Raw genomic sequence first — 12,458 nt, 5'->3', positions numbered from 1 at the left:
CCGGAAAGACCTGGATCCCTCACCCTGTCCCTCTCCCGCACGGGAGAGGGGACCCGCGCCCCGTCCTGCTCCGCTCCAATCTTGATCCTGCGGCCTCGGAAGGCCGGTCCGTTAGTACACGTCCTGCTGGTAGCGGTGACCGCGCTCCAAAGCCGCGACCTGGGTCTCCGCGTCGGCGGCGCTCAGGTTCTTCACGGTCTGGTACGCGCCCACCACCGCGGCCCGCACGTCCTTGGCCATGTTCTTGGCATCGCCGCAGACGTAGAGATGGGCGCCCCCATCCAGCCAGGAGACCAACTCCTGCGCGTGCTGGGTGATCCGGTCCTGCACGTAGACCTTTTCCGGCTGGTCCCGCGAGAAGGCCACGTCGATCTTCGTGAGCGACCCGTCCTCCAGGGCGTCCTGCCACTCGAGCTGGTACAGGAAGTCGTGGGTGAAGTGCCGGTCGCCGAAGAACAGCCACGACCGCCCGGGGGCCTCGATCGCCCGGCGCTCCTGCACGAAGGCGCGGAACGGCGCGACGCCGGTGCCGGGGCCGACCATGATGATGTCGGTGGCCGGGTCCTGCGGCAGGCGGAAGTGGCGGTTCGGCTTCAGCCGCACCCGCAGCTTGGCGCCGTCGCGGATCCGGTCGGCCACGTGGACCGAGGCGACGCCCGAGCGGGCGCGGCCGTGGGTCTCGTAGCGCACCGCCGCGATGGCGAGGTGGACCTCGTCGCCCACCTCCTTGCGCGAGGAGGCGATCGAGTAGGCCCGCGGCGGCAGCGGCCGGGTGATGGTGCCGAGATGCTCGGCCGTGAGCTTGGCCGGATAGGTCTCCAGCAGGTCGATCAGGTGCCGCCCCTCGATCCAGGCCTTGGCCTCGCCGCTGTCGATGAGCGTCTGCGCCTGCGTGTGGCCGGTGGCCTTGACGAAACGCTCGACCGTGGCGGCCGACAGCGTGGTGATGTCCCGCTCGGCCAGCAGCGCCTTGCGCAGGGCCTCGTCACCCGAGAGCCCGGCGGCGTTGAGGATCTCGTCCACGAGCTGCGGGTCGTTCTCAGGGAAGATTTCCAGCGAATCGCCCGGCTCGTAGGCCGGGGCGCCCTCCTCGAAGGCGAGGGCGAGGTGGATCGTCTCCTTGTCGGAGCGCGAGGAATTGAGGTTCACGTGCTCGACGACCTCGACCACCACGGGCTCGCGGCTCGGCTCGGCGTCGTCCTCCTCGCCGGTGCCGGCGCGGGCGAAGTCCACCGCCACGACGTTGTCGGGCTGCTCCGCCGGGGCGAGCGCCTTGAGCGCGCCCTTGATCCAGTCGGCCGCCGGCTTCTCGAAGTCGAGGTCGAGGTCGGCCCGCTCCGCGGCGCGCTTGCCTCCCAGCGCCTCGAAGCGTTCGTCGAGGGCCTTCCCGATGGCGCAGAACTCCGCGTAGGAGGTGTCGCCGAGCGCCAGCACCGCGAACTCGACGCCGTCGAGGCGCGGGGCACCCTCCCCCATCAGCTCGCCATAGGCCCGCACGGCCCGGGCCGGCGGCTCGCCCTCGCCCCAGGTGGCCGCGATGGCGACGAGCTTGCCGGCCTTGGGCAGGGTCGCGATGTCGAGGTCGGCGAAATCCACGACCTTCGGCTTGAAGCCCTGCTTGCGCGCGAGCTTCGCGACGGTGCCGGCGAGCGCTTCGGAATTCCCCGATTCGCTCGCGTAGATCACCGTCAGCGGCGCGGCGGCCTTGGGCGGGGCGGCCGGCAAAGCGGCGGGCTGGCCACCGGCGGCGTCGAGGCCCGCCAGGAAGCCGGCCAGCCATGCGCGCTGCGTGGGGCTCGCGGCGCCGAGCACCGCATCGAGGCTGGCGCGCTCGCCGTCCCCGAACGGGGCGGTGCGCGGGAGGAGGTTCTGGCGGGACATTACGAGACCATGTCGGGGCCTGCGCGGCCCGTGTCAATCAAGAAACGTTCTTTTTGCAGAACGGGCGGAGACGAGAACATCACATTCGCTGCACTGCGAAAAAAGAGAATATCATTCTCCCACCACGGAGAGGACCGGGGAGGTCCCGGGCAGATGGCGCCCGTTCTTCGGCGGCGCCGGCAGCGGCAGCGCCGTCGTGGATTTCACCTTTTCCATGGCGAAGCGGGAGGTGACGTTCTTGAGCGGCAGTACCGCGATGAGGTGCTTGTAGAAGCTGTCATAGGCCTGCATGTCGGCGACGACGACCCGCAGCATGTAGTCCACGTCGCCCGCCATCCGGTAGAACTCCAGCACCTCCGGCATGGCCGAGACGGTTGCGGCGAAGCGCTGCAGCCAGTCCTGGGAATGGTCGGCGGTCTCGATGGAGACGAACACGGTCAGCCCGAGGCCGAGCTTCACCGGATCGAGCACCGCCACCCGCCGGTCGATGACCCCATCGGCCTCCAGCTTCTGGATCCGCTTCCAGCACGGGGTCTGCGACAGGCCCACGCGTTCGCCGATCGCCGCGATGGAGAGCGTCGCGTCGGTCTGCAGCAGGGCGAGAATCTTCAGATCGATCGCGTCCAAAGCTATCTCCGTGGGCTTCCGCCGCGCGCGGGGCGCGGGCGCATATAGGAGGCTACCGGTCTCGGTGAGAAGAATCTTTTACCTCGGGACCAGGTTGCCCGCGCCGATTGCTGTGCGCAACCGCACGCCGAACCGCCGGCCCGACACCGTCAAGCGCGCCGGGGCGCCTTGACTTCGTTCGGTATAGCGAACATTTCCGCCCTTCGACAACAGGCATGGCGCAGGCCGTGGCCTTTCCACCCACCACGCGAACCCCGGGACATGGCGCGATGACCCGTCCGGACCGACAGACGGCCGAAGCCCTCGCGGAGCGGCTGTCCGGGCTCGACCTTCCAGGCCGCCTCGACCTGATCGCCGCCGAGATCCCCGGCCGCCTCGTCTTCACGACGAGCCTGGGCGTCGAGGATCAGGCGCTCACCCACGCCCTGGCCATGGCGGGCCTGGCGAAGGGGCGCGTCGAGATCGTCACCCTCGATACCGGCCGCCTCTTCGCCGAGACCTACGACACCTGGACCGAGACCGAAGCGGCCTACGGCATCCGGATCGCCGCCTATGCGCCCGAGCGCGCGGCCGCGGAGGCGTTCGTTCGGAACGAAGGCATCAACGGCTTCCGGCGCTCGGTGGCCGCCCGGCAGGCCTGCTGCGGCTTCCGCAAGGTCGAGCCGCTGGGCCGGGCGCTCGAAGGCGCGAGCGGCTGGCTCACGGGCCTGCGGGCCGGCCAGTCCGCCAACCGCGCCGAGACGCCGCTGGCCGAGTTCGACCCCGCCCGCGGCCTGATCAAGCTGAACCCCCTGGCCGATTGGTCCCGGGCGCAGGTCGACAGCTTCGTGCGCGACAATTTCGTGCCCTACAACGTCCTACACGACCGGGGCTTCCCGTCGATCGGCTGCGCCCCCTGCACCCGGGCCGTGAAGCTCGGCGAGCCCGAGCGCGCCGGCCGCTGGTGGTGGGAGCAGGAGGAGAAGAAGGAATGCGGCCTGCATGTCGGACGCCCCGGGGCGTCGGTGCAGCCCGGCCAGGAGGCCGCCGTTTTCGAGACTCCTTTAAAGACTAACCAAGATCATTCAGCCCGCCAGCCGGAGTTCGCCCGATGAGCGCCGCCCTCGCCGCCACCGTGCCGCCGAGCGCCCCTGCGTCCGCACAGACCTCTGCCGACCGCCTCAGCCACCTCAAGCGGCTTGAGGCCGAGGCCATCCACATCTTCCGGGAGACGGTCGCCGAGACCGAGAACCCGGTGATGCTCTACTCGATCGGCAAGGATTCCTCGGTGCTGCTGCACCTCGCCCTCAAGGCCTTCGCGCCCGGGCGGCTGCCGTTCCCGCTGCTCCACGTCGACACCACGTGGAAGTTCCGCGAGATGATCGCCTTCCGCGACGCCCGCGCCAAGGAACTCGGCCTCGACCTCCTGATCCACACGAACCCGGACGGGCTCGCCCGCGGCATCGGACCGGTGAGCCACGGCTCCGAGGTCCACACCGACGTGATGAAGACGCAGGCCCTGCGGCAGGCCCTCGACAAGCACAAGTTCGATGCGGCCTTCGGCGGCGCCCGCCGCGACGAGGAGGCGAGCCGCGCCAAGGAGCGGATCATCTCCCTGCGCACCGCACAGCACCGCTGGGACCCGAAGCGCCAGCGCGCCGAGCCCTGGCATCTCTACAATCTCAAGAAGAAGCGGGGCGAATCCCTGCGGGTCTTCCCGCTGTCGAACTGGACCGAGCTCGACATCTGGCTCTACATCGAGCAGGAAAACATTCCGATCGTGCCGCTCTACTTCGCTAAGGAGCGGCCCGTGGTGGAGCGCGACGGGCAGCTGATCATGGTCGACGACGACCGGCTGCCGTTGGCGCCCGGCGAGACCCCGCAGCAGCGGCTCGTCCGCTTCCGCACGCTCGGCTGCTACCCGCTCACCGGCGCGGTGGAGAGCGACGCCGCGACGCTCCCCGAGATCATCGGCGAGACGCTCGCCGCCCGCACCTCGGAGCGCCAGGGCCGGGTGATCGACAAGGACGGGGCCGGCGCCATGGAGCGCAAGAAGCAGGAGGGCTATTTCTGATGACGGTGCACCAGGCTCCCACGGCCTTCGCCGATCGCGCCTCCGGCTACGCGGCCTTCCTCACGGCCCACCGCAGCAAGGCGGTGCTGCGCTTCATCGCCTGCGGCTCGGTGGATGACGGCAAGTCGACCCTGATCGGGCGGCTCCTGCACGACACCAAGCAGATCTTCGACGACCAGATCTCGGCCCTCCAGCGCGATTCGCGCAAGCACGGGACGCAGGGGCAGGAGGTGGATCTCGCGCTGCTGGTGGACGGCCTCCAGGCCGAGCGCGAGCAGGGCATCACGATCGACGTCGCCTACCGGTTCTTCTCCACCGACAAGCGCTCGTTCATCGTGGCCGACACGCCAGGCCACGAGCAGTACACCCGCAACATGGCCACCGGCGCCTCGACGGCGGACGTGGCGGTGATCCTGGTCGATGCCCGCCAGGGCCTGACCCGCCAGACCCGGCGCCACGCGCTGCTGGTCTCGAATCTCGGGATCCGCCGGGTCGTGCTGGCGGTGAACAAGATGGATCTCGCCGGCTGGGCGCAGGGCACCTTCGACGGCATCGTCGCGGGCTTCTCCGACTTCGCCCGGGATCTGAACTTCGCCGAGGTCAAGGCGATCCCGCTCTCGGCCAAGAACGGCGACAACGTCGTGGAGCCGGGCATCGCGGCGCCCTGGTACACGGGCGGCCCCCTGCTCGCCTACCTGGAGACCGTGCCGGTCCGCGCCGAGGCGCTGAACGCGCCGTTCCGCATGGCGGTGCAGTGGGTCAACCGGCCCAATTCCGAGTTCCGCGGCTACAGCGGCCGGATCGCCAGCGGCCGGGTGCGCCCGGGCGATTCCGTGACGGTCCAGCCCTCCGGCCGGACCTCGACCGTGGCGCGGATCTACACCGCCGACGGCGACCTGCCCGAGGCCGGCGAGGACGAGTCGGTCACCCTGGTGCTGGCCGACCAGATCGACGCCTCCCGCGGTCAGGTGATCGTGGCCACCGACGCACCGATGCGGGTCACCGAGACCCTCGACGCCCGCCTGTTCTGGGCGGCCGAGACCGATCTCAACCCGGGTGCCAGCCTGTTCGCCAAGATCGGCACCGCCACGGTCACCGCGACCGTGGAGCGGATCATCTCGCGCATCGATCCCGAGACCGGCAGGCCCGGCCCGGCCGAGCGCCTGTCGGCCAACGACATCGCCGACGTGGCCCTGCGCCTCGACCGGGCGGTGGCGGTCGACGCCTACGCGGAGAACCGCGAGACCGGCAGCCTGATCCTGATCGACCGCGAGACCACCGACACGGCGGCCCTCGGATTGGTCCTGACGCCGAAGGTGGCGCCCGCGCAGGCGGCGACGCCCGGCGTGAAGCCGGCGGACGGGGGCGGCTTCCTCGCCCGTCTCGGTCGCCTGTTCGGGCGCTGAGGACGGCCGGGCGCGCGACTGGTTTCAGGATCGGGCGCGGGTCCCCTCTTCCGTGCGGGAGAGGGACAGGGTGAGGGATCAGGTCTGTCCGGAGAGGGCTCGACCTGACTGCGCGGCAAGGACGGGCTCGATCCTGTGGCGTCTCGTCCCTCACCCCAACCCTCTCCCGCACGGGAAAGGGGGCCGGTCGCTTGCCGCGCCCGTGTAGGCGCAGCGGACCGGGCCGTCGCGCAACGCGATCAGACCAGCTTGAACCGCAGCGCCCCGAGCCCTTCCAGCTCCGAGACCACCTCGTCGCCGGGCTTCAGCCACGCCCGGTCCTTGCGCGGAGTCTTCTCGCCGAAGATCACCCCCTGCGGCGTGCCCGTGTAGAAGATGTCTCCCGGCTTGATCGTCATCACCTTGGACGCGAAGCTGATCAGCTGGCGGCAGTTGAAGATCATGTCGTTGGTGCTCCAGTCCTGGCGCACCTGGCCGTTGACCAGCGTCTTGAGCTTGAGGTTGTTCGGGTCCTTCACCCGGTCGGCGGTCACCAAGTAGGGGCCGAGCGGCGCGAACCCGTCCGAGGTCTTGCCGATCATGAATTGCGAGGTCAGCGTCTGGAGATCCCGGGCGCTGAAATCGTTGCCCGTGCAGTAGCCGGCGAGATAGTCGAGGGCGTCCGCCTCGGACACGTTCCGGCACTCGCGGCCGAACACCATCACCAGCTCGGTCTCGTAGTCGAATTCCCGCGCCGCCTGGGTCGGCAGCGTGATCGTGCCGCCGTGGTGGTTCAGGGCGTTGTTGTACTTGTTGAACAGCGGCGGGTCCTTGGGGATCGGTGTGCCGGTCTCCTCCGCGTGGTGGCGGTAGTTGAAGCCCATCATGATGATCTTCTCGGGCCGCGTGACCACCGGCGCGTAGGCGATGCCGGATTCCGCCAGCATGAAGCGCCCGTCGGGGGCGGCCTCGACCGCGTCGATCAGCGCCCGCAGCGCCGGGCCGCGCCCGTTCTGGAGAAGGTCGTCCATGTCGGTGGGAACCGGCATCCCGAGCGCCCGGCCGGCGGCTTCGACGTCGAGCACGCCGTCCCTGGTCTTCACGCCCAGGGCGTAGCCGTCGCCGCGGCGCATGTTGAGCAGGATCATGTCCCGAGGCATGCCGAAGGGCGGCGGCGCCGCCGGCGCGGTGTTGGGCGCGGTCTTCGGAGCCGCCGTGCGCTCCTCGGCGGCCCGGGCCGGCGCCGCGGCGGCGGCGAGGCCCGCGGCCGTGGCGGTCAGAAATTCGCGTCGGTTGCCCATGCTGCCTCTCCTCCGGTCGGCCCGTCTGGTCGCGGGCGTGATCCGGGCGGGAGCCTGCACGGCCGGCGGCGGCGCCGCCAGGACCCCGCGGCGGGGGCCGGTGACGGCTCAGGCCGCCTGTGAGGCGGCGCCGAGCCCCCAGGCCTGCGCCAGCAGCGCGTAGGATTCGTGCCGGGCGGCCTGATCGGGGATCGCCGTGACGACCATCAGCTCGTCGGCCTGCGTGCGCTGGACCATGTCGGCGAGCCGGGCCCGCAGGGTCTCGGGGCCGCCCACGTGCAGGCGGTCGCGGCCGCGCGCGATCTGCATCCGCTCGGCGTCGGAATACGGGTAGGCCAGCGCCTCGGCGAGGCTCGGCAGCGGCCGGTACTCGCCCCGCTCCCGCCGCAGCGTCGCCAGCCGCGCGCTGGAGGCCAGCCGCTCGGCCTCCGCATCCGTGGGGGCGCAGATCGCCGCCACCGCCAGGATCGCGTGGGGCTTCGCGCCGAGCCGCGTCGGCTGGAACCGGTTCCGGTAATCCAGCATCGGCGGCTCCGCGGGCATCCCGGAGAAGTGCTGCGCGAAGCCGAAGCCGCAGCCGATCTCGGCGGCGAGGCGAGCGCTGTAATCGGAGGAGCCGAGCAGGAAGATCGGCGGCAGCGGCACCCCCGCGGGGCTCGCCTCGATCCGCGCGAACGGATGCCCCTCCGGGAAGCCGCCGTCCCAGAACAGGAGCTCCTGCAGGCGGTCGAGGAAATCGTCCCCGCCGCCCTCCCCCGGCGCCTCCCGGCGGCGCAGCGCCCGGGCGGTGAGGCCGTCGGTGCCGGGCGCGCGCCCGAGACCCAGATCGATCCGGCCCGGGAACAGCGCCTCCAGCACCCGGAAGCGCTCGGCCACCATCAGCGGCGCGTGGTTCGGCAGCATGATCCCGCCCGAGCCGACCCGAAGGTCGCGGGTCGCGGCGGCGATCTGGCCGATCATGATCTCGGGGGCGGGGCTCGCCACGTTGGGCAGGGCGTGGTGCTCGGCGAGCCAGTAGCGCCGGTAGCCGAGGCCGTCGACGTGGCGGGCGAGCGCCAGGGTGTCGTGCAGGGCCTGCGCCGGGGTCGAATCGGCGCCGACGAAGGAGAGGTCGAGGACGGAGAGCGGAGTCATGGACAGGATCTGGTAACGACGATCCCGCAAAGCGAGAGCAGCCGCGCAGGCGAGACCTGCGCCGCGCGCCCGGCGCGAGATCCGGCTTCGTGCCGCGCACCGCCTTGCCGGCTCAGCGTCCCGGGCCTAGGGTCCGCCGCGCCGCAAAAAGGGGCGGCGAACGGGCATTCCTCGCCCACGCAATCCGGAGCACCGCACGCCATGGCTCTCCTCGCCGACGTCCTCTCGCGGGTGAAGCCGTCCGCGACCATCGTGATGACCCAGAAGGCCCGGGACCTGAAGGCCTCCGGCGTCGACGTCATCAGCCTGTCGGTGGGCGAGCCCGATTTCGACACGCCCGAGCACATCAAGCAGGCCGCCATCGCGGCGATCCACCGGAACGAGACCCGCTACCCGCCGGTCTCCGGCATCGTGCCCCTGCGCGAGGCGATCGTGCGCAAGTTCAAGCGCGAGAACGGGCTCGACTACAAGGTCTCGCAGACCATCGTGGGCACGGGCGGCAAGCAGGTGCTGTACAACGCCTTCCTCGCCACCCTGAACCCCGGCGACGAGGTGGTGATCCCCCGCCCCTACTGGGTGTCCTACCCGGAGATGGTCGGCCTGTGCGGCGGCACGCCGGTCTTCGCCGACACCGACATGGCCAACGGCTTCAAGCTCCAGCCCGAGGAGCTCGACCGGGTCCTGACGCCGAAGACCAAGTGGATCGTCCTCAACTCGCCCTCGAACCCGTCCGGGGCCGCTTATTCCCGCGCCGAGATGAAGGCGCTGACCGACGTGCTGCTCCGCTATCCGGACGTGCACATCCTCACCGACGACATCTACGAGCACCTGACCTACGGCGATTTCGAATTCGTCACCCCGGCCCAGGTCGAGCCGGAGCTCGTCGAGCGGACGCTGACCATGAACGGCGTCTCGAAGGGCTACGCCATGACCGGCTGGCGCATCGGCTACGCGGCCGGGCCGGAGACGCTCATCAAGGCGATGGATTTCGTCCAGGGCCAGCAGACCTCCGGCGCCAGCACGATCGCGCAATGGGCTGCGGTCGCTGCCCTCGACGGCCCTCAGGATCACCTCGCCACGTTCCGGGCGGCCTTCCAGGGCCGGCGCGACCTCGTCGTGTCGATGCTCAACCAGACCAACGGCCTGACCTGCCCGACGCCCGAGGGCGCGTTCTACGTCTACCCGTCCTGCGCGGCGCTGATCGGCAAGAAGACGGAGGCCGGCAAGACCATCGAGACCGACGAGGACTTCGTCATGGAGCTGCTCCAGGCCGAGGGCGTGGCCGCGGTGCATGGCTCGGCCTTCGGGCTCGGCCCGAACCTGCGCATCTCCTACGCGACGTCGAACGCGGTGCTGGAGGAGGCCTGCCGGCGTATCCAGCGCTTCTGCGGCTCGCTGCGGTAGGGCCCTCCGGGCGATCCTTCCCGGGCGCGGACCCCGGTCCGCGCTCGGCGTGACGGGGCTCGCGCCCGCGCTCTTGCCCGCGCTCTTGCCCGCGCTCTCGGGGGCGCCCTCCGGTCGGCCGCGGGGCCCGCTGATACGCTTCGCCGCGGCCGCGGCGGCGCGCGGATCGCCGCGCGGGCCACCGAAACGGTCCCGCCTCTGTTGCCGGCTCGGCTGTCACCCTCTACACGGGCTGTCCCCAGCGGCCGATGCGCCTGAAGGTTTCGCGAGCCCGCTCGGGCCTGCATGGCAGCGGGGTCGGCAGTGACGGGGCGGTCCGGACCAGTTCTCTGGACCGTTCCTGTGAGGCTCAGTGGGCCGAGTCGCTGCAGGAGTGTCGGGAGCGCGGGGAACAGGAACCGCGGGTTCGGCGCAAGGCCCACAAGATTCCCCGTCGACCGAGCGCCGGAGCCGTCCCGACGCCGCGATCTGACCCGTTCCGGGACAGGGCCGAACGCGACGGTTGCGGCTTCGTTCACGCTCGCGCGCGATGATGCGTCCGGGCCGGGGATCCGGTTCCGCGTAACCGCGTTCTCTCGGGCCTGACGACCATGCGAGCCCTGCTCACCAGCGGCATCAAGGCGATCCTCGGCATCGCCGCGCTCTCCACCGCCGCCCACTGGACCTTGCGCGTGCAGCGCGAGTCCGCCGCGCCCGCCACCGCAACGGCGCGCCCGGCCGAACCGACCGTGACCGGCTCCATCGAGCCGCGCCGGGTCGAGCGGGCCGCCGCGCTGGTCCCCGCCTCGGTGCCGGCCCCTGCGGCGGCGGTTCCGGTGGCGGCCGCGCGCGCCGCTCCGGGGCTCGACCAGTCGCATCTGGCTGCCCTGATCGCCGGCGCCACGCCGCCCAAGCCGAAGCTCGCCAAGACCGCGACCAAGACGGCCTCCGCCGAGAAGACGGCCTCCGCCGAGAAGGCCGCGGTGAAGCGCTGAGCTCCGCCCGGCCCGGGCGATCGTGCGGGCTGCATGGTTCCCCTGCGCGGCGGCGGATACCGGCGAAGCGCCGGGCGTGGCAGTGAACCGGCCTCTACCGAGATGGGTCAGGCATGAGCACGCAGGTCGCGACCTCCGTCCCCGATGACATCGGCGCGCCGCGCGCCGCTCCGGAGGTCGACCTCGCCGGCCGCCGACGGATCGTCGGCATCGCGCTGATGTGCGGGGCCGTCGCCTTCTTCGCCAGCCTCGATGCCTGCGGCAAGACCCTGGCGCGGGCCGGCGTCGACCCGCTGGTCACCACCTTCATGCGCTACGCGGCCAGCGTCGCCATGATCTCCCTGTTCATCAACCCGGTGCGCACGCCGGGCGTAGTGAAGAGCCGGCGGCTGCCGTTGCAGATCGTCCGCTCGCTGCTGCTCTTCGCCTCCACGGCCCTGAACTTCCTGGCCCTGCGCTACCTGCAACTTGCCGAGACGATCTCGATCCAGTTCGCCGCGCCGCTCACCGTGGCGCTGCTCGCCGGGCCGCTGCTCGGCGAGTGGTCGTCGCGGGCGCGGCTCATGGCGATCGGCGTCGGCTTCCTGGGGGTGCTGGTGATCGTGCGCCCGGGCGTGGGCGGGATGCATCCGGCCGCGCTGCTGTGCGTCGCCAACGTCGTGGTCTACGCCTTCTACGCGATCATCACGCGCAAGCTCGCGGCCTACGATTCGACCGCCACGACCATGTTCTACACGGGGCTCGCGGGCCTCGCGCTGATGGCCCCGCTCCTGCCCTGGATCTGGACGAGCCCGGCGAGCCTGACCCACTGGGCCCTGCTGTTCGGGGTCGCGCTGTTCGGGACGCTGGGCCACTGGCTGCTGGTGATGGCCCATGCCCGGGCCCCGGCCAACGTGCTGGCACCGTTCATCTACACGCAGCTGCTGTGGTCGGTGACGCTGGGCTTCCTGCTGTTCGGCGACGTCCCGAGCCGCTGGACCGTGGCGGGCGCCATGATCGTCGTCGGCTCGGGCCTGTATCTCCTGGCGCAGGAGACGATCCGCCGGGACACGCGTCCGGCCGCCTGAGGCGGCCGGATGATCCGGTGACGGATCGGGTCAGCGGCCCATGCGCTCCTGGCGCTCCATCCGCTCCTCGCGGCGGTTCTCGCGCGCACGCCGGGCCGGATCCGGATCGGTGCCGAGCACGCCGCCGACCGTGCCGGTGGCCGCGCCCACCGCGCCACCGACGACCCCGCCCACAGGACCGGCCGCAGCCGCGCCATCCTCGGCACCCCGCTGGGCGCCGCGGGCCGTGCCCTGGGCCTGCGCGGCGCCGGCAAAGGCGAGGGGCGCGAGGGCGAGGGTCGTGATCAGTAGCTTCTTCATGGGTCTGCTCCGGTCATACGGTCTGGGAGTCTCCGCGCCGCCTCGGGGCGCGGAGGATGTGCCTGTTCAACGGTTCAGGCGCCGATTGGTCCCATCCGCGGTCACGGGCGCGTGATCCGCGCTGCCGCTGGCCTCGGGCCGGAGCGGCTGATAGAGAACGGGTCATGCACGCTTCGCGCGCCCTGCGCGGCTTCGGCCGCCCGATCCGAATTACCGGCCCGGCCTCCGCCTGAGGGCCCGCTTCGGCGCGGCCGCGCGGAGGTCCGGGATCCTCCTGCCGCCTGACCCGATTCCGCCGGCCTTTCGCCGGCCCGACCGCCGATGCGAGATCC

Annotated in this window: 11 protein-coding genes; 6 read left to right on the top strand and 5 right to left on the bottom strand. The window is 71.3% G+C overall.

All coding sequences use genetic code 11. The annotated features are described in order from the left end of the window. Nucleotides 1–111: 111 nt before the first annotated feature. Together A3862_RS22375 and A3862_RS22370 are read right to left on the bottom strand one after the other, a co-directional pair. Nucleotides 112–1,881: a diflavin oxidoreductase gene (locus A3862_RS22375; protein ID WP_043756960.1), complete on the bottom strand. Its 1,770-nt coding sequence runs from the start codon at nucleotides 1,879–1,881 to the stop codon at nucleotides 112–114. A gap of 111 nt (nucleotides 1,882–1,992) precedes the next feature. Further along, nucleotides 1,993–2,508 carry an Lrp/AsnC family transcriptional regulator gene (locus A3862_RS22370; RefSeq protein ID WP_043351854.1) on the bottom strand — a complete coding sequence of 172 codons (516 nt, stop codon included), beginning with the start codon at nucleotides 2,506–2,508 and terminating at the stop codon, nucleotides 1,993–1,995. Between the two features lie 269 nt (nucleotides 2,509–2,777). Here A3862_RS22370 and A3862_RS22365 point away from each other — a divergent pair, with 269 nt between their 5' ends. The 3 genes from A3862_RS22365 to cysN are packed head-to-tail and all read left to right on the top strand — an operon-like array spanning nucleotide 2,778 to nucleotide 5,967. Continuing rightward, nucleotides 2,778–3,602, top strand: a complete 825-nt coding sequence (locus A3862_RS22365; RefSeq protein WP_043756963.1) for a phosphoadenylyl-sulfate reductase — start codon at nucleotides 2,778–2,780, stop codon at nucleotides 3,600–3,602. Next, complete coding sequence (cysD, locus tag A3862_RS22360; protein WP_043351851.1) at nucleotides 3,599–4,561, top strand: sulfate adenylyltransferase subunit CysD; 963 nt, start codon at nucleotides 3,599–3,601, stop codon at nucleotides 4,559–4,561. Before A3862_RS22365 ends, cysD begins: the two co-directional genes overlap by 4 nt. Beyond that, nucleotides 4,561–5,967 carry a sulfate adenylyltransferase subunit CysN gene (cysN, locus tag A3862_RS22355; RefSeq protein WP_043756966.1) on the top strand — a complete coding sequence of 469 codons (1,407 nt, stop codon included), beginning with the start codon at nucleotides 4,561–4,563 and terminating at the stop codon, nucleotides 5,965–5,967. The genes cysD and cysN overlap by 1 nt, the downstream gene beginning before the upstream one ends. A 239-nt stretch (nucleotides 5,968–6,206) precedes the next feature. On the opposite strand, the gene A3862_RS22350 is transcribed toward cysN, so the two are convergent. Next, a complete protein-coding gene (locus A3862_RS22350; RefSeq protein WP_100793956.1) occupies nucleotides 6,207–7,247 on the bottom strand; it encodes a fumarylacetoacetate hydrolase family protein in 1,041 nt (346 codons plus the stop codon). Between the two features lie 108 nt (nucleotides 7,248–7,355). Continuing rightward, a complete protein-coding gene (locus tag A3862_RS22345) occupies nucleotides 7,356–8,381 on the bottom strand; it encodes an LLM class flavin-dependent oxidoreductase (protein WP_043756970.1) in 1,026 nt (341 codons plus the stop codon). Nucleotides 8,382–8,582: 201 nt separating this feature from the next. Here A3862_RS22345 and A3862_RS22340 point away from each other — a divergent pair, with 201 nt between their 5' ends. The 3 genes from A3862_RS22340 to A3862_RS22330 all read left to right on the top strand — a co-directional run bounded on the left by A3862_RS22340 (nucleotide 8,583) and on the right by A3862_RS22330 (nucleotide 11,826). Beyond that, the gene (locus A3862_RS22340) at nucleotides 8,583–9,785 is read left to right on the top strand and encodes a pyridoxal phosphate-dependent aminotransferase (RefSeq protein ID WP_043756972.1); all 1,203 of its coding nucleotides are present in this window, start codon (nucleotides 8,583–8,585) and stop codon (nucleotides 9,783–9,785) included. A 590-nt stretch (nucleotides 9,786–10,375) separates the two neighbouring features. After that, a complete protein-coding gene (locus A3862_RS22335; protein WP_043386864.1) occupies nucleotides 10,376–10,759 on the top strand; it encodes a hypothetical protein in 384 nt (127 codons plus the stop codon). 113 nt (nucleotides 10,760–10,872) lie between these two features. Further along, nucleotides 10,873–11,826, top strand: a complete 954-nt coding sequence (locus A3862_RS22330; RefSeq protein WP_043346933.1) for a DMT family transporter — start codon at nucleotides 10,873–10,875, stop codon at nucleotides 11,824–11,826. Nucleotides 11,827–11,856: 30 nt separating this feature from the next. On the opposite strand, the gene A3862_RS22325 is transcribed toward A3862_RS22330, so the two are convergent. After that, entirely contained in the window at nucleotides 11,857–12,126 is a 270-nt protein-coding gene (locus tag A3862_RS22325; protein WP_043346930.1) for a hypothetical protein, read from the bottom strand. Between the last annotated feature and the right edge of the window lie 332 nt (nucleotides 12,127–12,458).

Origin of the sequence: Methylobacterium sp. XJLW (assembly GCF_003254375.1) — a bacterium.
In the GTDB taxonomy this organism is placed as follows: domain Bacteria; phylum Pseudomonadota; class Alphaproteobacteria; order Rhizobiales; family Beijerinckiaceae; genus Methylobacterium; species Methylobacterium fujisawaense.
Note: the sequence above shows the minus strand (reverse complement) of the source record. Positions and strands in the feature narration are given on the sequence as shown.

Coding starts and splice junctions, on each gene's coding strand:
- A3862_RS22375 (WP_043756960.1), bottom strand. CDS start 1,881: ATGTCCCGCCAGAACCTCCTCCCGCGCACCGCCCCGTTCGGGGACGGC.
- A3862_RS22365 (WP_043756963.1), top strand. CDS start 2,778: ATGACCCGTCCGGACCGACAGACGGCCGAAGCCCTCGCGGAGCGGCTG.
- cysD (WP_043351851.1), top strand. CDS start 3,599: ATGAGCGCCGCCCTCGCCGCCACCGTGCCGCCGAGCGCCCCTGCGTCC.
- cysN (WP_043756966.1), top strand. CDS start 4,561: ATGACGGTGCACCAGGCTCCCACGGCCTTCGCCGATCGCGCCTCCGGC.
- A3862_RS22350 (WP_100793956.1), bottom strand. CDS start 7,247: ATGGGCAACCGACGCGAATTTCTGACCGCCACGGCCGCGGGCCTCGCC.
- A3862_RS22345 (WP_043756970.1), bottom strand. CDS start 8,381: ATGACTCCGCTCTCCGTCCTCGACCTCTCCTTCGTCGGCGCCGATTCG.
- A3862_RS22340 (WP_043756972.1), top strand. CDS start 8,583: ATGGCTCTCCTCGCCGACGTCCTCTCGCGGGTGAAGCCGTCCGCGACC.
- A3862_RS22335 (WP_043386864.1), top strand. CDS start 10,376: ATGCGAGCCCTGCTCACCAGCGGCATCAAGGCGATCCTCGGCATCGCC.
- A3862_RS22330 (WP_043346933.1), top strand. CDS start 10,873: ATGAGCACGCAGGTCGCGACCTCCGTCCCCGATGACATCGGCGCGCCG.
- A3862_RS22325 (WP_043346930.1), bottom strand. CDS start 12,126: ATGAAGAAGCTACTGATCACGACCCTCGCCCTCGCGCCCCTCGCCTTT.